This window comes from Bacillus sp. BACIII (genome assembly GCF_057836745.1).
The window spans coordinates 3,690,774-3,709,181 of the sequence record NZ_CM174437.1; the positions used below are offsets into that span (position 1 = coordinate 3,690,774).

At 44.9% G+C, this 18,408-nt stretch carries 14 protein-coding genes; all 14 read right to left on the bottom strand.

What is annotated here, in order from left to right; all coding sequences use genetic code 11:
- Positions 1-2 precede the first annotated feature (2 nt).
- A complete protein-coding gene (locus tag ACXN9U_RS18205; protein WP_101605348.1) occupies positions 3-845 on the bottom strand; it encodes a DNA-binding protein in 843 nt (280 codons plus the stop codon).
- 14 nt (positions 846-859) lie between these two features.
- A complete protein-coding gene (locus ACXN9U_RS18210; protein WP_060963912.1) occupies positions 860-1,453 on the bottom strand; it encodes a hypothetical protein in 594 nt (197 codons plus the stop codon).
- Positions 1,435-1,893 (bottom strand): YxiF family protein, encoded by a 459-nt coding sequence (locus ACXN9U_RS18215; protein WP_235588369.1) that lies wholly within the window; start codon positions 1,891-1,893, stop codon positions 1,435-1,437. Before ACXN9U_RS18215 ends, ACXN9U_RS18210 begins: the two co-directional genes overlap by 19 nt.
- Before the next feature lie 96 nt (positions 1,894-1,989).
- Positions 1,990-2,817 (bottom strand): hypothetical protein, encoded by an 828-nt coding sequence (locus ACXN9U_RS18220; protein WP_060963910.1) that lies wholly within the window; start codon positions 2,815-2,817, stop codon positions 1,990-1,992.
- A 41-nt stretch (positions 2,818-2,858) separates the two neighbouring features.
- Positions 2,859-3,338 carry a hypothetical protein gene (locus ACXN9U_RS18225; RefSeq protein ID WP_060963909.1) on the bottom strand — a complete coding sequence of 160 codons (480 nt, stop codon included), beginning with the start codon at positions 3,336-3,338 and terminating at the stop codon, positions 2,859-2,861.
- A gap of 83 nt (positions 3,339-3,421) precedes the next feature.
- Positions 3,422-3,835: a YxiG family protein gene (locus ACXN9U_RS18230; RefSeq protein WP_060963908.1), complete on the bottom strand. Its 414-nt coding sequence runs from the start codon at positions 3,833-3,835 to the stop codon at positions 3,422-3,424.
- Positions 3,836-3,921: 86 nt separating this feature from the next.
- A complete protein-coding gene (locus ACXN9U_RS18235) occupies positions 3,922-4,320 on the bottom strand; it encodes a YxiG family protein (RefSeq protein WP_060963907.1) in 399 nt (132 codons plus the stop codon).
- Positions 4,313-4,795: a YxiG family protein gene (locus ACXN9U_RS18240; RefSeq protein ID WP_060963906.1), complete on the bottom strand. Its 483-nt coding sequence runs from the start codon at positions 4,793-4,795 to the stop codon at positions 4,313-4,315. Before ACXN9U_RS18240 ends, ACXN9U_RS18235 begins: the two co-directional genes overlap by 8 nt.
- A 176-nt stretch (positions 4,796-4,971) precedes the next feature.
- The gene (locus tag ACXN9U_RS18245; protein WP_489202002.1) at positions 4,972-12,009 is read right to left on the bottom strand and encodes a DNRLRE domain-containing protein; all 7,038 of its coding nucleotides are present in this window, start codon (positions 12,007-12,009) and stop codon (positions 4,972-4,974) included.
- A gap of 161 nt (positions 12,010-12,170) precedes the next feature.
- The gene (locus ACXN9U_RS18250; RefSeq protein WP_489202003.1) at positions 12,171-13,235 is read right to left on the bottom strand and encodes a polysaccharide lyase family 1 protein; all 1,065 of its coding nucleotides are present in this window, start codon (positions 13,233-13,235) and stop codon (positions 12,171-12,173) included.
- Between the two features lie 144 nt (positions 13,236-13,379).
- Positions 13,380-14,291 (bottom strand): DMT family transporter, encoded by a 912-nt coding sequence (locus ACXN9U_RS18255; protein ID WP_060963903.1) that lies wholly within the window; start codon positions 14,289-14,291, stop codon positions 13,380-13,382.
- Between the two features lie 146 nt (positions 14,292-14,437).
- A complete protein-coding gene (locus ACXN9U_RS18260; protein ID WP_049627663.1) occupies positions 14,438-14,884 on the bottom strand; it encodes a universal stress protein in 447 nt (148 codons plus the stop codon).
- Positions 14,885-14,965: 81 nt separating this feature from the next.
- Entirely contained in the window at positions 14,966-16,363 is a 1,398-nt protein-coding gene (gene bglH, locus ACXN9U_RS18265) for an aryl-phospho-beta-d-glucosidase (protein WP_489202004.1), read from the bottom strand.
- An 18-nt stretch (positions 16,364-16,381) separates the two neighbouring features.
- Positions 16,382-18,217, bottom strand: coding sequence for a beta-glucoside-specific PTS transporter subunit IIABC (locus ACXN9U_RS18270; RefSeq protein WP_489202005.1), 1,836 nt, complete (start codon positions 18,215-18,217; stop codon positions 16,382-16,384).
- Positions 18,218-18,408: the final 191 nt, after the last annotated feature.

Genomic DNA, 18,408 nt, shown 5'->3' on the forward strand with positions numbered 1-18,408 from the left:
ATTCATTTTATTTTCCCATTACTGATATCCCGCTTATAAATCCCCGAATTCGAGACCGCGTAAATGGCATTGCCAGTCAGCTTCAGCTGATGCCCGGAAAGCTCATAGCCATCCGGATCACAGCACGTCACCTCTTGCATCGGCAGACTGATATCAGCCGGAATGAGAAACAGTGAATGATCATCTTTGCATACCCAAAACCCGTCATTTGAAATCGCTAGCTGGTCGTAAACCCCGGAATATGTTTTATCAGAAATAATCCACACTCGTTTCACTTCGGTTTCATCAAACGCAGCAATGACTGTATAAGAGTAATACAGCATGTAGATCAGTCCGTCTTTTTCTGCAAGTGCATAGCAGTCATCTGCCGCGGGCGCGTATATTTCCGAAAGCTGCTGATCAATGTGAGTTTTCTTCAGCCGGCCATCTAATGAATAGCACAGCACACTGTGCCCCTCAGGGTTTTCATCACTATAGATACCTTCATCACTTAAACCGATCCACAGGTTTTGTTTTTCGTCCAAAAGACTGCATGAAACCCCTGAAGGCAGAGAAAATGCACATTGTTCTGTTCCATCTGCTGAAAATACTTTCACTTTATACTCATGCGATTCAAAGAAAATCAGCACATACCTATCAGCCAAACTCTGTTGAAACAGCATAATATCCTCACACAGAATTTGTTCATCGATATGAATCACTCGGCTATTCCCCGATTCGTCGATGATCGTAAACGAAAGACCGTCATTCTGATGCCTTCCTAGATACAGACGCCCGCAGTTATCAAAATGACAAAAACATCCTTTTACTGATTCTTCGAATAGCTTGTTCATTTTTATTTTCATGTCATTGCCCCTTGCTATTTATAATGCGTGGCGAGCTTTTTTTGAAATTCATCCGGAACGATCTGATCCGGGAATACAACTGATACCCAGTCTAAAACACGATCATCTAAGGGCCTCCATGATCCTAACGTTTTTCCCGCAGTCTCCTGATCAATTCCTAGAATACAGATTTCAAAATCTCTCTCTCCATAAATCGCCCACTTTAAAGTTGGTGAAGCCCATACGACGCGGGATGCAATATTCATTATGCTGTCATTTTTACTGTGCTTTGGATAATCAGTTAGGATTGAAAGATATTCATCTTCGGTTATATTTAAAGGAATCTTTAACCAGTTAAAATATCCGAATTCCTCGTAAAACCGATTCATATCATCCGGTTGTGCCAGAACGGCCATTAAGATAAATTCATCGTGATGATGATGCGCCAAACTTTTGAGCATCTCCCAGCCTTCTTCAGACAAGACCCAGTGGAATTCCTCGAATAGATAATAATGTTTTTGTTGTTTAAATACTTGTTCGGGCAACGTTTTATTTTCATGAAATAAGGAATATATTTGGGATTGAAAAATCGCCAATTCCTTTGTGTTCTTTATAAAAAAGGGATGCATTTTGTACCTCTTTTCGGCGGTTTACACACAAGCTCACAGCCGTATTCTGTGTGAAATAAACAGACAGAAAATGAGAAGGACGGCTCCACTACAATAAAGCTGTTAGAAAGCAGCCGGCCTTCAAAATCTATAAAATCCATGAGACAGTGCAGATGACTTGCACAATCCTTCAGCGCACATTTGATAGCACCGACTTCATTACTATACGGATGAAACAGATAAACAATATCATTCATCCGTTCAACCCCCATATCCGCAATGTTTTCTAAAATAAGCGATACGGCTGTCTCCCTGTCGCTTATATCAACTTCACGCACTGCACTTTGGAAAGAATTCGATAATACGGTCTCTAATATCTGCCTGCTTTGATCTGCGTCAGCAAATTGATAAACAAATCCTGATTCTTCACAAGATTTTAATTCGGTACAAACATGTTTCATTAAAAGATTCCTCTTGTTTTCCTCAAGCTTTTCAATTAACTTTTCTCTCATCACTGAGCACTTCCTTACAGGATACTTTCATGCTGCACAGAACCATCAAAACTTTACCAGATATAAATCGTTATCATTAAAGATAAACATACGGTCCTGTACGGCTCTGTACGTTGTTTTTCCTTTTCTATCAATACCGTGTATCATGACGTCAGTCTCTGATAAGCCTTTGTTCTCTTCATGAAATGCAAATAGGTTATCCTCGTGACTCTGAATCAGAAGCACCCTTTTTTTCGAAACGGACAGCTGATCACAATAGGAGTATTGATCGCCGTCCAGCACATATTCTGCAACAGTACGAATTCTGTCACGTCCAACCTGATAATGCCCGATGATACAGCAATCCTCTCCCTCAAAACATACATACAAATCAGATTTGATCGATTGTACGGCATAGCATTCATGCATCATTTCTTTAAAATCGTCTTCAAAATAAAACGTTCTGTCTTCTGTATGAAAAGCAAATATCGCTTTTCCTTGAGGATTCCTCTCATCATACATACCCTCGTCTGTTAATCCGATCCATAATAACCCATCCTCACTCAGATGAAATACATTGGCGCTTAATAGAAAAGAACAAATCGGATTGATTTTATTACTGTTTACGCAGTATGCAGCCAATTGACACGTATGATTTTCCAGGTAAACGATAACGATAGTGTCATCATACGAATCAACCAGATAGAAATGGGCATCTTCAGAAAATCCGTGTAACTCTTTTTTGATTAAAAGAGAGCTGCCTTTCATAACCTCCAATATTACTTTGTCATCGTGCACCGACACAATAAATACCTGATCATCCCGGCCCGCATTGAAATAAATGATATTTTCCCTTTCATATGACCCAACACGCTCTGCGGTAAGTTCTAACATCAGCAACACTCCGTTGATTAAGAATCTGGATTTATATTAAATTAAGCAATGATATATAAATCTGCTGCATCGTATTCAAACCAAATGATTTTTTCATTATTTTCAGTAGTAACATCAACCTTTTGAGTGTTCGGATTCATGTAGGACTTATTGTTGAAAGGGTTTGCTATTATAACAACAAAATCATTGATCGATGCTAAAAAATATAATTCATCCAATAAGTGGTCTGCCATCAATTCTTCTTTTGTCAGACCACATTCAATATGAATTAACTTTTTCGATATCGTATTCATATGTATCATTTTCTTTTCAACCTTCTTCTTCCATCCCTCAATAAAAGAAGGTGATGCCATTACTTCTATCAGAACTGTTTCGAATTCTAAGTCATTCATTAATTGGAAAAAAGTATCTTTACTCACTAGATCACATGAATATATTGAGTTGTATTTCAACGGGTTAATCACATCCAGATTCCCTATAGCCCTCAATGATTCTTTTTGTAAATGTAAAGGACGGCTCATATTACCTCCGCAAACGGTTTCCCGCGTAAAAGCGGTTTTATTTGTAAGAAAAGAGAGGCTGGGAACCTCTCTTATTTGTTTATTTATGATTTCGAATGATACGCATAAAATGATTGATCATCAAAGCGAACGGTTTCAGCTTCTACAGCAATCAGCATGCTGTTCATATTAATAAGAAAGTTAGCATTTGATTGATACTCCGGAATTACAGCATTTGATAGATTTCCGATTCCTTCCGGGTGGTAACTCATCTCAAATACTTGCCAATTGTATTCTTCCGGATCTATTTTTTCTAATCTCATATCACCAATATCTGCACTAAAATAAACAGATGCTGTATTTTGGAATAATATTTTATGCGTATATTCAGCTTCACTTTCAAAAACCTTAATATCAAATGAGAGTTCTTTTTTAAACACATTAAAATCTAAATGAAGGACACTGCACCCCCCATCTATGTAATCTACCCATTCATTTATTGTTTTGTACATGGTCATCTCCTGCCTCTTTTATTAAGACAAATGTAAAGCCAGACCTCACAAGAGAGGAATTACCTTTCAAAACCATCTAGATAAATTCTTCGTTACGAACAATCTTTATCTGATGCATATATTTCAGTTGAATCAAAGATCACCCGTTCAGTTTCAATTGCATAGACTGCTTGGTTAATCCCAATCAAAATGTTTGCATTCGATTCATAATCTTCAATTAAAGGGTGATATATTGTTCCAATCCCCTGAGGATAGCATGAGAACGAATGTAACCTCCATCTTTTCTCTGCATTGACTCCATCTAAAGATGATTCCTTGCCCGCATAAAAAAATAATGATGATACATTTTTGAATTCAATACAATGCTGTTGCTTCTTTCCTTTCGTATTCACTTCCAAATGAAGAATAAACTCTTTTTTAAAGAAATGAAAATCTGTTTTTAATACGATGCATTCCGAATCAATCAGTAGCTTTTGTAATGGATTATTCACCTGAATCCTCCCTCCTTGAAAAGATTTTTTTGATTCCAGCCACTATATGACTCTTTTGATTTTTTTCAGTTTTCTCGTGATAATTAAACACTTGATATTCTTTAGAATCAAAGTATATATATTTACATTCTATAGCAAGTAAAGTTCCGTTAATTTCTATAAGAAAATTAGCACTTGAGACTTGATCACCTAATATACCATTTTGCATTTTTCCAATTCCCTCTTTGAAATAACTGATTTCTTCAAGGTACCAATTAGCATCACTGGGCATAGTTTTATCCAACTTGTTATTAACACCGAAATAAATTCCGTTTACATCTTTAAATGTAATTTCTTTTAAAGTGGCTTTTTCTCCTCCATCATATACCTTGAAATAAAGAGTTAATCTATTCTCTAAGTATTCAAAATTAATATCGTGCAAAAAGCAATTAACATCATGATTTATATAGTCTATCCATTGTTCAATACTGTTCATGTTATAACATTCTCCTCACTTTATTTAAGTAAAAGGGTATGATAATGCAGATGGCAACTTAGAAAATATCTATAAATAGATTTCATCTGTATAACCATCTGCATCTCTATCTATGTTAATTGCTATTATTAACCCCTAAATGGATCAAAACTTAGAGCTATACATTTATACTAATATCATCTGTGTGACTTACTGCGTAAGCGTTTATTTATATTTCGATGTGATGACCATCTTAACTTTATATGAGTCTCATAAGGATTATTTGAGAAATGCCCTTTTGCATTTAAAGGTCCTTTATTTCTAACTGACATTCTATAGTAAGGTTTTTTTCGCTGACCAGAATTCTTCCCCATTAATCTTACTGTATGTTTTTTAGTAGTAACTACCCAACCTTTCTTAGTTTTAGCTCTCTTAATCACACCTTTGTTTGCCTTTGCGACTTTTCTAGCATTCCAATATGTTTTAGATAATTTTCCAGCCTTATATAGAGTACGTCCTACTCGTAGATAGTTTCCTCCGATTGCTCCGCCAGCGGCACCTAAGGCTACAGATCCAACTAACCTCCAACCTCTTGCTCCCTTTGCCTTCGCTGCTTTGTAAGAAGAGACTCCTCCAATTAAAGCACCTACTACCATCCACACCCAATGCCCATCCGGATCGACGTTCATGACTGGGTTGTTGTTTCCATAAGTATACCCATTCTGATCCAGCGAATCTCCGTCGCTGCCCGGGTCTGGGTCGAGTGATAGGAATACGCCGTTTCTTGGTTCGTAGTAGCGGGCCATGAGATAGTACAAGCCGGTTTCTTCGTCGTATTGGTAGCCTGCGTAGCGGTAGCGGTTGTCTTTTACTTCGTCGCTCGCTTCGGTTTTTGTCGGATTTCCCCACGCGTCGTACTGATATTTGGCAACGGTTTTTCCGGTGCTGTCTGAGATCGCGATGACGTCACCGTGTGCGTTGTAGTGATAGAAATATTTCTTGCCGTTCTCTGTATAGGATAACAGCTGGCCGCTGTCACCGTACGTGTATGATTTTGTGACGTTGTCGTCGGCGTCTGTTTCATACAGGACGTTCAGGCTGTCTCCGTCGTAGAAGTAGTTCGTAACTTTTCCGTTGACGGTTTTTTGGATTCTGTTTCCTTTTTCGTCATACTTATATGTTGCGAACGGTTTGTCTTCGCCTTTTTTTGTAACGGCGGTCAGGTTGTCTTCCGCGTCCCACGTATATGTGTATTTGCCGTCGGATGTGCGGTTGCCGTTTTTATCGTAGGACAGGTCTTCGTCATTCACCTTCGTCAGCTGGTTCATGATGTTGAAGGATGCGTTGACTGATTTGCTTGCGCCGTCCTTTGTTGTGGTGACGTTTGTCCGGTTGCCGAAGCCGTCGTACGTATATTGAATGACGGTGCCGTCTTCATGAGTTTCTTTGACGAGCTGATTGAGCTTGCCGTATTCGTACTGCACCTTTCCGCCCGCTGAGCTGTCGATGACCGTGCGGTTGCCGTTGGCGTCATATTCATAGCTTTCCCGGAAGATGCTGCCGCCGTTTTTCGCTCCGATATGAAGAGAGCTGACGAGATTTCGCTCATCATACGAGAAGCTCGTGCCGACTTCATTGCCGCTGATGAATGTCTGGACATTGCCGTTTTCATCATAATCAAATGTATAAGCTGAAGTGCCGTCTTTCATTTCAATCATTTGATCAAGTTTGTTGTACGTAAAGCTGTTTGTTCCTTTTTGGCCGCCATGGCTCCATGAGAAAGTTTTCAGCTTATCCGAATCAGCCGGATACGTCCAGTTTTGGCTGCCGCCGCGGTCGGTTAATTCGGTCAGGCGGTTTTTGTTGTCAAAGGTGCGTTTTTTCGTTGTATTTTGTTCTTTGTTTGTGACCGACGTTTCATTGCCGTTTTTGTCATAGGTAAAGTTGTATTTTTCAGTGCCGTTATACGCTTTTGACTTAACCCGGTCTGTGCCGTCATAGGTCAGCGACACTTCATTGCCGTTGGCGGAAACGGTTTTCGTCAAGTTGCTGTTGGCGTCATATTCACTCTTCAGTACATTGCCGAGCGGGTCGGTTGTTTTGACGAGCTTGCCCATGACGTCATATTCATATTGATAGGTCTGGTCTGCGCCGGCCCGAATCGTTTTTGTCAGCTCATTTCCTTCCTTGTCATAGCTGTGAAGGATGGATGTGCCGTTTGACAGGGTCAGCTTTGTCAGCTGGTCTGCCTGATCGTATTCGTAGGCGGTTGTTTCGCCTTTCGCGTCGGTTTCAGATGTTTTCTTGCCAGTCTCGTCATATGAAACAGTGCTTGCATACCCTAGTTCGTCTTCTTCTTTTGTGACATAATTTCCTTTTTCGTCATAGGTGTTTTTCGTCAGGATGCTTCCTTCGATTAAACGGATATCATCAAACCACGCCGTTCCTGTGGCGCTTTTTTGGAACAGAATGCTGATTTCGATTTTATTGATCGGCTTTGTTTTCGGAATGACTGCCGCTCCCCGGTTCCATTCCTGGGTCCCCTGCGGGAATTTGGCGGTGTATACGCCCGTCGTGCCGTCCGCATAGGTGACGCCGGCCTGAAGCGCGTAATCATTGTCGTTCGTTAATTTCACGCCGTCTGCCTTGGACATCCCTGTCAGCGTGATATATACCGGCTTATCGTCCGCGCTTTGGCCTAATGTAACGGTTTGTTTTGCGGCCGCATTGGCTTGTGATGCATTTGTGCGGGACGCTTTTAATGAGCTGTCATCATCGAAGCCTTCATCAAGGTCAGCGGCGGCTCCGCTTGTGCTCCAGCCGTCTGCTTTGGCCGTGAAACTGCTGTTTTGAACCGGGTTATAGCTTGAAGAGACTTCGCCTTTTTCCAGCTGAACCTGATCAAACCACGCTTTTCCTTTGCCGTCCTTGTCGTTATGATCCACTTCCATATAGACGATGGCTTTTCCTGCATTGGCCGGTGTTGTAAAGGTGATTTGCCGTTTCGTCCAGTCATTCTTTCCGGCTAATGCGCCTGATTCATTGTGAATCCATTGAATTCGTTTTTGGTCTTTGTCACGCAGATCAATGTTGAAATACGCTCTCGCCTTTGTCAGATCTGTTTTGATCTGGCCGCTGAGTGTATACGTCGTATTCGGCTCAAGCTGCACTTCCTGCGTTGCGGACGCATGGCCGTGCTCTGTTCCGGCTGAAGCGGATTGTGAGGTGATCTCCAGTGCTTTTTGTCCGGACAGCGCGCCGCTTCTTGCTTTTACAGACGCAATACTTCCGCTGTCTCTCGTAGCGGTGAGATTCCAGCCCAGCTTTGTTCCTTCAAAGCTGCCGTCTTTCAGCAGACTTGCCGAAGCTGCCAGCTCTTTGCTTGATTGAATGAGATTTCCGTACTTGTCATACACGGCGGCGGATGAGGATTTTCCGCTTTGATCGGTTTCAGAAACGGCATCCAGTCCGTCGTATGCAATATCAGTGACATTCCCCTCGGTATCCTTCATTTTCGTTACGTCATTGTTTTTGTTGTACTGATACGTTTCGGTGCCGTAGTTGTCTTTTACGGCTGTGACGTTGCCGTCTTTATCATATTGATAGCTTTCTGTCGCTTTGCCCGCATCCGCGTCGTTCGGATCGGTGTCCTGAATGACGTTGTTGCCTTCGTATACGGTGTTGGTCGTGATTTTCAGCCCTTCGGCATCATCGATCATCTGGATCGGGTTGCCCGCCTCGTTATAGCCGTACTGCACTTTGCGGCCGTTCGGCTGTGTCATGAGCAGTGTTTTTTTGCCGGCGTCATAGCTGTAATCATACGTTTCGTTTTTCGCATTGACGGCTTTAGCCAGGCGGTGGCCGCTGTATTGGTATTCAGTGAACAGCGGTTTGTCATCCGTACTGTTTGCGGAATACTGCTTGACGAGGCGCCCGTCGGCATCATAGTCATAGCTTGTGACGCTGCCGTCAGTATCCGTCACCTTTTTAAGAAGGTCTTTGTCATATGAATACGAAATCTTTTTGTTTTTCGGGCCTGTTAAAGATGTGACATGGCCGTTTTCATCATAGGTAAACGTCAGCTTGCGCCCTGATGCGTCTGTTATGGCGGTCAGCTGATTGCTGTCGTTATACTCGTATACGGTTGTGTTGTTGTGTCCGTCAACGATTTTTTGGAGCTTGCCGCCTTTTTTGCTGAAATAAGCGTTCGTCTGATCTTTTGTTTTTAATACAAATTGATCGCTTGTTTCCGTCAGTTCGAGATAAACGCCCGTCGGCGGCTGATACGTGCCGTCAGATTTTTTCGTGAAGACATGTGTTGTCGCGTCCTCATCAATATAAACGGCTCTGCCGTCTTCAGAAAGGATCGACGTTTCCGCATCGGCATACCAGCCTTGGCCGAACATATGGTCAGAGCTGTCAAGGCTGTTGAAGGTCCGGGAGAGTCCGAGCCCCGGTCCGCGTCCGTCGATTGACATATCTTCTTCATTGACGATGACATTTCCCGTCGCGCCATTCAGCTGTCCGTCCGGAATGTCAATAATGGACCAGAATTCTTCCGTTCCGAGGAATTCCGCCCCTTCATGGAAAACAGGGTTAAAAGGTGCCGTCGGTATGCTGTCACCATTTGCGTCATAGGCGGTCAGCGTGAAGGAATAGTTCTTCTTTCCTTTGTAATTGCCGTTTGCGTTTTCGTAAACAGGTGAAGGGTCAAGCGCCAGTTCGCCGCCCTTTCCGTCCGTGTGAAGCTGGAATTTTCCCGCTTTCACTTCATCGGCTGACGGCCAGATGTTTTTGTTTTGGGTCGTCCAATGATCGGTATCCCCGACATCAAATGATTGATAGTCTTTTCCGTTGTAGATATTGATTTTGTAGCCTTTGGCGTTTTTGACTTTATCCCATATGAGATTGACATAACCCGTTTGGCTCGATTTCGTGTTCGTATAGACATAGCCTGTCAGATTTTTCGGCTTTGCGATATCAGGCAGCGCCGGACTAGCTTCCGGTGAGGCAATCGCTTCTCCGTCTTTGTTATAGGCGATAACTTTAAATCCGTAGGTTTTCCGGTTTGCGTCACCTCCGGCATTTTTATAAACGGGACCCGGGTTGATCGGCAATTCCGCGCCTTTTTTGTCTTTCAGGTGAAGCGCATATTTTCCGGCGCTGATTTCCGCCTTTGTCGGCCAGATGTTTTGATCTTTTGTGGACCAGGATGTTTTATTTCCGAGGTCAAGCGTTTCAAAGCCTTTGCCGTTAAAGACTTGCATTTTATATCCGGCTGCGCCTGATACGGCTTTCCAGGAAAGATCAAACCAGCCTGTTGCGTTGTTGTTATTAAAACCTTTCGTGCTTGGCCTTTGAACTCTGCCAATATTCGGAATGACGGGCTTGGCAGCCGCAGACATGGCGCCTTCTCCCTGGTCAAACACCGCGCTGACCGCGACCCAGTAATTTTTGCTTGCCGGATAGCTGCCGCCGGAGTTTTTATAGACCGGTGAAGGGTCAAGCGCTAATTCACTTCCGCCTTTTCCGTCTGTATGCAGCTTATATTTACCGGAATCAATTTCCGCTTTTGTCGGCCAGATGTTTTTTCCTTTTGTGCTCCAAGAGGTTGCATTTCCGACAGAAATGGCTTGATATTCTTTCCCGTTATAAAGCCACACTTTATAGCTTTTGGCGCCTTCAGCTTTTTTCCAGCTGATATTGAAAAATCCTGTCGAATCTCCGTTATGATACGCTTTGACAGACGGCGTGTCCGCCTTCGGAATCGTGTATGTCACTTCGATATAAGGTTTTTTATTAGAGTTGGCTGATGACATCAGCTTCTTCCAATATTCTTTTCCGTTTCCGTTTGTGTGAAGCTTAAAGCCGTAATTGGCACCGCCGCTGTTCCACGACTTGACTGCGGATGTGACATCGAAGCTTGCCCATTGGCCTTTATAGACCTCGGCTTTGCCGATGTTTTTGGAGCCCGGCTTATTCTTCCACGTGATCTTGGCATTGTCGTAATTGCTGTTTACGGTGTCGAGCCAAAGCCCCGTCGCCTTTGATCCGTAATAGGAGTGGGCTGTGTATGCTTTAAGCGTCGCTTTTGTCACCGTCATGTTTTTGATCGGCTTTAAATTATCAAACTTCATAAATGCGTAGTTCGTTCCGGTTGTGCCGTCATAATAGCCCGTTTTCAGCACGTATGCTTTCAATCCGGCGTCCCATTTCTGCGACGCGGCAGAGTAGTTTGTCGTCGGATACGCGCTCATGACAAAGGTATCGGATGACACAGATACTGATGTTGACGGGTCAATAGATACCGGATAAACCCGCTTGGGATCTTTCAGCCATTTTTCATCGGCCGTTACATGGAGCAAGTAGCCTTCGCTGTTTTTTTCAAGCTTGAAGCTGACATCTTCTGACCTGCTGACTTCGCCTGACTTTTCGTCGAGATCTGAGTCGGTCATAAAAGGCTTCGGTACGGTGTAGACGACATTGCCTTTATCATCAGAAAACGCGATAGAGCCGTCTTCCTGTTCTTTAGCCTGAAGGTCGGTTTTGATTTGAAAGGTGAAGGAATTGTAGCCTTCGTATTTGTGAAGCACAAGGTCTTCTTTTATGTTTTCGTTAAATGTGTAGGTTTGTAAATCAATAGCAGGAAACACTTGCTGATACGTAAGCTCGTTGCTGTCTTCCTTGACTTTTGCTGAGGCATCTGTCGGAGTGATTGCAGCCTGATCGGGGCCTTTTGCGCCGGTTAAAGAGTATGTGAGCTTATGATCATCGTGTTCAAATGTAGCGTATAATCCGTTTTTCATTTGCTTCAGAAAATCGGAGTTCAGCACTGTATTTTCCGTCCCGACTTCCTTTGAGCCGGTTTTCAATTCAGGAGAAATGTCTTCCCAGTCCGCATTGGCGGTTTCTTTCGTATGAATGGGGTCTGTGTAGATTTCCTGTTTGTATACACCCTCGCCCTCATAATAAAGTTTTGTATTCTCAGTTCTTTCAGACGTGATCTCACCGTCTTTATTGATATCTTTTTGATCAAACGGCATCTGCTCGGATGCTTTTTCCGCCGGAAGATCTTTTTCCGGGTCTGCTACCGGAATGGCGGCGGTTTTCACTTGATCTTGTTTTTCACGCGTTTCTGCCGCAAATACATCGGCAGGCGCAATGGAAATCATAAGCGATGCCGCAAGAGTGCCGGCCAGCCATTTTTTCCACTTGTTCTTTTTTCCTATTTTCATAGGTTCTCCTCCTTCTTTTGTAATATAGGCTTAACAATAGTAATATTATTGAAATTGTTTATCAATATTTTCCTAGGTATTTAAGGTTATTTTAAGGATGATAGGAATTTATGACCTTTTACTCATATAAAAAAACCGCCGGCTGCCGGCGGTTTTTCGTATTATGGATAGCGGAGATTTGTATTTTGTGCTCCCGCGTAGGATTGGGCGAAGTTTTTGGCATCCTGCGCTGAAAGCGTGCCGTAGCTGTAATTGGATCTCGGATTCCAGCCGGTGCTCGGTGATTTCGGGGCTTTGAGCGACGGGAATGAACCGATATCGGTGAATTGGGCCGTCCCGTAGTCGTCTATCATTCCGCCTTTTTCATTTCCGTTGCCGAAGTAGTTGGCTTCTGAGAAGACAGTCGCGTTTGTGTGAATGGTGAAACCTAAATTGAAATTGGTCACATAGTTGTTTTTCGCGTGAAAATAGCCGTATCTCATCAGGCCCGGTGAACGGACATAGACGTTATTAAAATAGTTGTTGGTGATCGTCATATGCGGATAGCCGATATAATTGCGTCCTTCGTTATCATCATTCGGATAACCGAGAATCAGGCCGTACAGATGATCGGAGAATTTAGAATTAGACAGCGTCACAAAATCCGCTTTGGCGCCGACATACAGAAGCTTTCCCAAATCGCTGTGGCTGTTCGGATTGTAGCTGTGCCCTTCAAACCACACGTGGTCAATCCAGTAATTCTGTCCGTTCGCTATGTACATCGGAATGTCGTTGTTGCCCGTAATAGCTGCACTATGGCCGATAATGAGATTTTTGAAAATCACATTGTTTGAGCCGGAGCCTGTTGTCAGATAGATGTTGGTCAGCCTGTGGCTGGTATAAGAGCCGACGATGGTTTTATTGGCGCCGACTGTCACGACAGCTTTACCCGGGGAGTAAATATCACTTGTGATGACAATGGTTTTGCGGTCCGCCCCGCCCGCATTGTTTTTCAAATCATTGAGATTGCTGACGTAGACGACGGGGCCGCCCTGGCCTCCCGATACGGCGGATTTTGCTTTTCCGTTATGATCCTTCGCATTTCCCGCAAATCCGGTAAGTCCCTGCATCACATCCGGATACGCCGCTGCCGCTTCTGCCTGCTTGGATGCGGAACATACGATGGCCAGACAAAGCGCAAATCCGAGTGCAGCTAAGAAAGCAAGATGACGCGTCTTCTTGATCATGCCCTTCACTCCTTTAATCTCTTAAATTGTAAATACATGAAGTATTATACAATTACTATCCTCTTTTTCCATGATCTGTTTGTCTGCTTTTTCGTTGTGGCTGAAAAGCCCCAAAACATAAAAAAAAGCAGCCGATACGGCCGCCTATATACGGGTGCTGTCTGCCTGAGCCTCCGCCGGCACGGCTTTATGCTTTCGAATCAAGGACAGCGCCATCCCCGCAAAAATCATCACAATCCCCAAAGATTGATAAAGATCGGGGCGAAATCCTGTAAACACGGTGTCAAGCACGATCGCCACCGCCGGATCAAGAAATACGATGATCGAAATAAACCGGGTGGATAAAAACCGCAGGCTGTCAAAAAAGAGCAAATACACAATTCCCGTGTGAATGATGCCGGTCGATACAATCATAATCCAGTTCACCTGCGACAAATCAGAAAAAGCGCCGAAACGGACGAACGGGAGAAGAATGATGACGCCCAATCCGGTCTGCATACAGGTGACGGCATATGGGCTGAGGCTGTTGATACCTTTCCCGGCCAGTGTCGTAAAGGCGTAAAAAAGGGCGGCCAGGACGGCCCAAATAATCCCCGATCCCATCAGCTGAGAAAATGACGTATTTCCGTTGATGCCGGAAATCAGAGCGGTGCCCAGAAAACAAATCACGATGGAACTGACGGACACAAGATGCAGTTTCTCCCGGTATATGAGACTCCCAAGGAGAAGAACGAGAACCGGAGCCAAATGATAAACGGAAATCGCTATCGTCACTGATGTTTCCTCAAATGATTTAAATAAAAACACCCAGTTCAGCACGAGAAAAAATCCGCAGGCCAGTGTCTGCAGCACCTCACGCCGGTTCCATTGTTCGGTGCGGTACCGTCCGGAACCAAACCAGCAAACGCCCAGAAACAATGAGGCGCACAGACATCTCACAAAGACCAGTTCAATTGAAGGCACATTCGTATGTTCTGAGAAAAAGCCGATAGATCCGAAAATGACCATGGAAATGACCATTTTGATGACGGCATTTGATGCTTGTTTAGCTTGCATTGATTCGCTTCCTCCATATCATTGACTGTTTATTCAGACAAACACTAACAGCCATTTTACTTGATTCAGAGGAAGAAATCACCCTATTTTTCGAAAGCCGGCGGTCTTTTCTCATAAAAAAAGCCCCGCATCAGCGGGGCCGTCTGTTAATGAACGATCAGTACAGGGCAAGGAGACAATTGTGAGACTTTGTGGCTCACGCTTCCGAGCATCATTTCTTTAAATCCGCTGATTCCGCGGCTTCCGACGACAATCAGATTGAAATGCTGTTCTTTCGCTATGTTTAAAATTTGATGTGCAGGTTCGCCTTGAACGTACAGGCTTTCCGCGTTAACTCCGCTTTCCGCCGCTTTCTGCTTGGCATCTTCCAGAATGGCTGCTCCTTTTTGCGCGACTTCATGTTTGATGTCTTCAATGAAGTTTTCCGGAACATAGACAATGCCGGTTAAAGCTGTTGTGGAGACAACGGCTTCACGTCCCGCATAGAGAATGGTGAGTTCCGCCTGCTGTTCTTTCGCCAGATGGATCGCTGCATCCAGAGCTTTGCTGCTCATGTCTGAACCGTCTACTGCTGCAAGAATTTTTTTAAACATATGAATCCCGCCTTTCTGCTTTTATTGTCCTCCTCTCATTGCTGAATGTCAATTTTGCCGGCTTTCTCCGGAACATTGTGTTTACAGACTTTCTCCGTTTGTGGCGATGACGTCTTTATACCAATAAAAACTTTTCTTTTTCTTTCTTTCAAACGTGCCTTTTCCGTCATTGCCGCGATCCACATAAATATAGCCGTAGCGTTTTTTCATTTCTGCGGTTGAGGCGCTGACGAGGTCAATCGGCCCCCACGACATGTAGCCGATCAGGTCGACGCCGTCTTCAATCGCCTCTCTTGCTTCTATTAAATGATCACGCAGATAATCGATGCGGTATTCATCCTGAATGCTTCCGTCTTCCTCCGGCTCATCAACCGCGCCGAGCCCGTTTTCGACGATAAAGAGCGGTTTCTGATAACGGTCGTACAGCGTGTTTAAAGTGATGCGCAATCCCTTCGGATCAATCTGCCAGCCCCATTCCGAAGATTTCAGGTACGGGTTTTTCACGCCGCCGAGAAGATTCCCCCTGGCTTGCGCCAGATCCTCAGGCGCCGTGCTGGCCGTCATCGACATGTAGTAGCTGAAGCCGATGTAATCCACCGTATGTTCTTTCAGGAGCGCCTCGTCTCCTTCCTTCATCTCGATCGTAATTCCGTTTTCTTTAAAGAAGCGCTTCATGTAGCCCGGATAACTGCCCCTCGCCTGCACATCAGAAAAGAACAGCGTGCTCCGCTCTTTTTGCAATGCCGCATATACATCCTCCGGCTTCGGCGTCATCGGATACGTCGTCGTCGCGGCGATCATGCAGCCGATCTGTGAATCCGGGATGATCTCATGGCCGGCTTTTACCGCCAGCGCGCTCGCCACAAATTGGTGGTGGGCTGCTTGGTACATCGTGTTTTGTTTATTTTCGCCTTCCCGGAATATAAGACCGCCTCCTGTAAACGGAGCGTGGAGAACGACGTTGATTTCATTGAATGTCATCCAATATTTCACTTTGTCTTTATAACGGGTGAAAACCGTGCGGGCGTACCGTTCATAGAAATCGACCATTTGGCGGTTTCGCCAGCCGCCGTAGTTTTTCACCAGACCGAGCGGCATCTCATAGTGAGAAATCGTGACGACCGGTTCGATCTGATGTTTTCTCAATTCGTCAAAAAGACGATCGTAAAATTGCAGCCCTTCTTCGTTCGGTTCTGTTTCATCGCCGTTCGGAAAAATTCTCGTCCATGCAATGGAGGTGCGGAACGCTTTAAAGCCCATCTCCGCAAACAGGGCGATATCCTCTTGATAGCGGTGATAAAAATCAATCGCGTCGTGATACAGATTCAGCGCATCGTCCGTCTCATGAAACGGAGACATAATGCCGTCCGGGGAGACATCCGCCGTAGAAAGTCCTTTGCCGCCTTCTTTATAAGCTCCTTCAATCTGATTGGCAGCCGTTGCGCCGCCCCATAAAAAACCTTCCGGAAATCTCTTCATGTTTTCTCCACCTCTTTTTCAGGATAACGCCAGCAGCGCTTCGTTCGGTTTGACCATTCCGCGTTTTTTCACGTCTGTAAATAAATATTGATCCGTATTCGTAATGATGACCGGCGTCATCACGTCAAAGCCGGCAGCCCTTATCTCTTCGATATCAAAAGTAATCAGCAGATCTCCCGGCGCGACGGCATCGCCTTCTTTGACGTGCATTTCAAAATGCCTGCCATCCAGCCGTACCGTATCAAGCCCGATATGAATGAGAATTTCGGCTCCCCGGGCACTCGTAATGCCGATGGCGTGCTTTGTTTTAAATACGGCTGTCACCCTGCCTTCTACGGGAGAAACCGCTGCGCCCTCTTCAGGCAGAATCGCAAAACCTTTTCCCATCATTCCACCGGAAAACACGCTGTCGTTCACTTCGCTTAATGCTTTCACTTCGCCTTTAATCGGGCTGTGAATGATTTCTCCGCCTGCCGTCACACCCGGCGTTTCAGATGCTTTGTCCCGTTCAGACTGTACATCTTCAAATCCGATCAGCAGTGCCGCCGCCATACCCGCCGCAAACGAGATAAAAAGCCCGATCAGCGCGTAAAGAAACGTCGGCCCGATAAAGACCGGAATGCTCGGCAGACCCGCGTTTCCGCCGACAATGTAGGAAGCGACGCCCGTTACACCGTAAAAAGCGCCGCCGGCCGCGCCGCCGATTAAAGCAGCCGCGAACGGTTTTTTCAATCTCATGTTGACGCCGTACATGGCAGGTTCGGTTATGCCCATCAAAGCCGTAATGCTCGTCGTAAACGCGAGTGATTTGAAGGTTTTATTTTTTGATTTCAAGAAAACCGCAAATGACGCGCCGGCCTGCCCCATGTTCGCCAAAAACATCGCAGGCAGAATGTAATCATGTCCGTTTTGAGCGATGTTATTGATCATGATCGGCACAAGTGCATAATGCATCCCCGTCATAATGATGAGCGAAAATGTGCCGGCCAGCAGAATCATTGCGGCAATCCCCGCATGACTGAACAAATAATTGACGCCGACAGACAGGTCATTTCCGAGAATCGCGCCGAGCGGGCCGACTGTGATCAGTGTGACAGGCACGACGATCACAAGCGTAAGCATCGGAACGGCAATCAATTTCAAAGAAGAAGGAGTGATTCGGTCGATTCCCTTCTCCACATAGGACATCAGCCAGATCGCCAGCAAAATCGGAATGACTGTCGATGAATACGTGGCAACGGTTACAGGAAGACCGATAAAGGAGATGCTCTTCCCAGACCCAAGCAAGGCCGTCAAATCCGGATGCAAAATCGCACCCGCCACAGCAGCCGCCACGTACGGATTACATCTGAATTTCCTCGCCGCGCTTACCGCAAGCAAAATCGGCAGAAAATAAAACGCACCATCACCGACAGCCGTAAGAATGCTGTGAGTCTGGCTCTTCTCCGACATCCAGCCGAATGTCACCGCTAACGCGACAAGTCCTTTTATCATGCCCGCTCCGGCAATGGCCGGCAGAATCGGTGTAAACACGCCGGAAATCACATCAAACACGGCACTCAGCACATTTTTCTTCTGCTTTGAAGTTTTATTTGCGCTTTCATCGCTGAGCCTGCTGCACTCCATCAAAGCCTGATACACCTTCGGCACATGATTGCCGATAATGATCTGAAATTGCTCGCCGCTGATATTTGTCCCCATCACGCCTTCCGTCTGTTCCAGCCCGTCCCGATCTGCTTTCGCATTGTCGTACAGATTAAAACGAAGCCGCGTCATGCAATGGATGACACTTTGAACATTCTCCTCCCCGCCGACAAGTTGTAATATCTCTTTTGATATTTTAAGATAGTCCATGAGTATACCTCCTTAAAAATGGGGGAACTGCCGGACGAAAGGTGGCCGCCTTTCTCCGGCTTTTTTTGTTATGAAATCAGCATCACCTCCAAAAAAGGGTATAAAAAAAACCTAAACTGCACAGCACACGGAGGTCTTCCCCGGTCTGACGCAATTTAGGTTTTGCCTGCGGTTTGCAGTAACAATCCTAG

What these genes read in the sequence shown, in the direction of transcription:
- ACXN9U_RS18205 (WP_101605348.1), bottom strand. Translation starts at nt 845, where the DNA reads ATGAAAATAAAAATGAACAAGCTATTCGAAGAATCAGTAAAAGGATGT.
- ACXN9U_RS18210 (WP_060963912.1), bottom strand. Translation starts at nt 1,453, where the DNA reads ATGCATCCCTTTTTTATAAAGAACACAAAGGAATTGGCGATTTTTCAA.
- ACXN9U_RS18215 (WP_235588369.1), bottom strand. Translation starts at nt 1,893, where the DNA reads ATGAAACATGTTTGTACCGAATTAAAATCTTGTGAAGAATCAGGATTT.
- ACXN9U_RS18220 (WP_060963910.1), bottom strand. Translation starts at nt 2,817, where the DNA reads ATGTTAGAACTTACCGCAGAGCGTGTTGGGTCATATGAAAGGGAAAAT.
- ACXN9U_RS18225 (WP_060963909.1), bottom strand. Translation starts at nt 3,338, where the DNA reads ATGAGCCGTCCTTTACATTTACAAAAAGAATCATTGAGGGCTATAGGG.
- ACXN9U_RS18230 (WP_060963908.1), bottom strand. Translation starts at nt 3,835, where the DNA reads ATGACCATGTACAAAACAATAAATGAATGGGTAGATTACATAGATGGG.
- ACXN9U_RS18240 (WP_060963906.1), bottom strand. Translation starts at nt 4,795, where the DNA reads ATGAACAGTATTGAACAATGGATAGACTATATAAATCATGATGTTAAT.
- ACXN9U_RS18245 (WP_489202002.1), bottom strand. Translation starts at nt 12,009, where the DNA reads ATGAAAATAGGAAAAAAGAACAAGTGGAAAAAATGGCTGGCCGGCACT.
- ACXN9U_RS18250 (WP_489202003.1), bottom strand. Translation starts at nt 13,235, where the DNA reads ATGATCAAGAAGACGCGTCATCTTGCTTTCTTAGCTGCACTCGGATTT.
- ACXN9U_RS18255 (WP_060963903.1), bottom strand. Translation starts at nt 14,291, where the DNA reads ATGCAAGCTAAACAAGCATCAAATGCCGTCATCAAAATGGTCATTTCC.
- ACXN9U_RS18260 (WP_049627663.1), bottom strand. Translation starts at nt 14,884, where the DNA reads ATGTTTAAAAAAATTCTTGCAGCAGTAGACGGTTCAGACATGAGCAGC.
- bglH (WP_489202004.1), bottom strand. Translation starts at nt 16,363, where the DNA reads ATGAAGAGATTTCCGGAAGGTTTTTTATGGGGCGGCGCAACGGCTGCC.
- ACXN9U_RS18270 (WP_489202005.1), bottom strand. Translation starts at nt 18,217, where the DNA reads ATGGACTATCTTAAAATATCAAAAGAGATATTACAACTTGTCGGCGGG.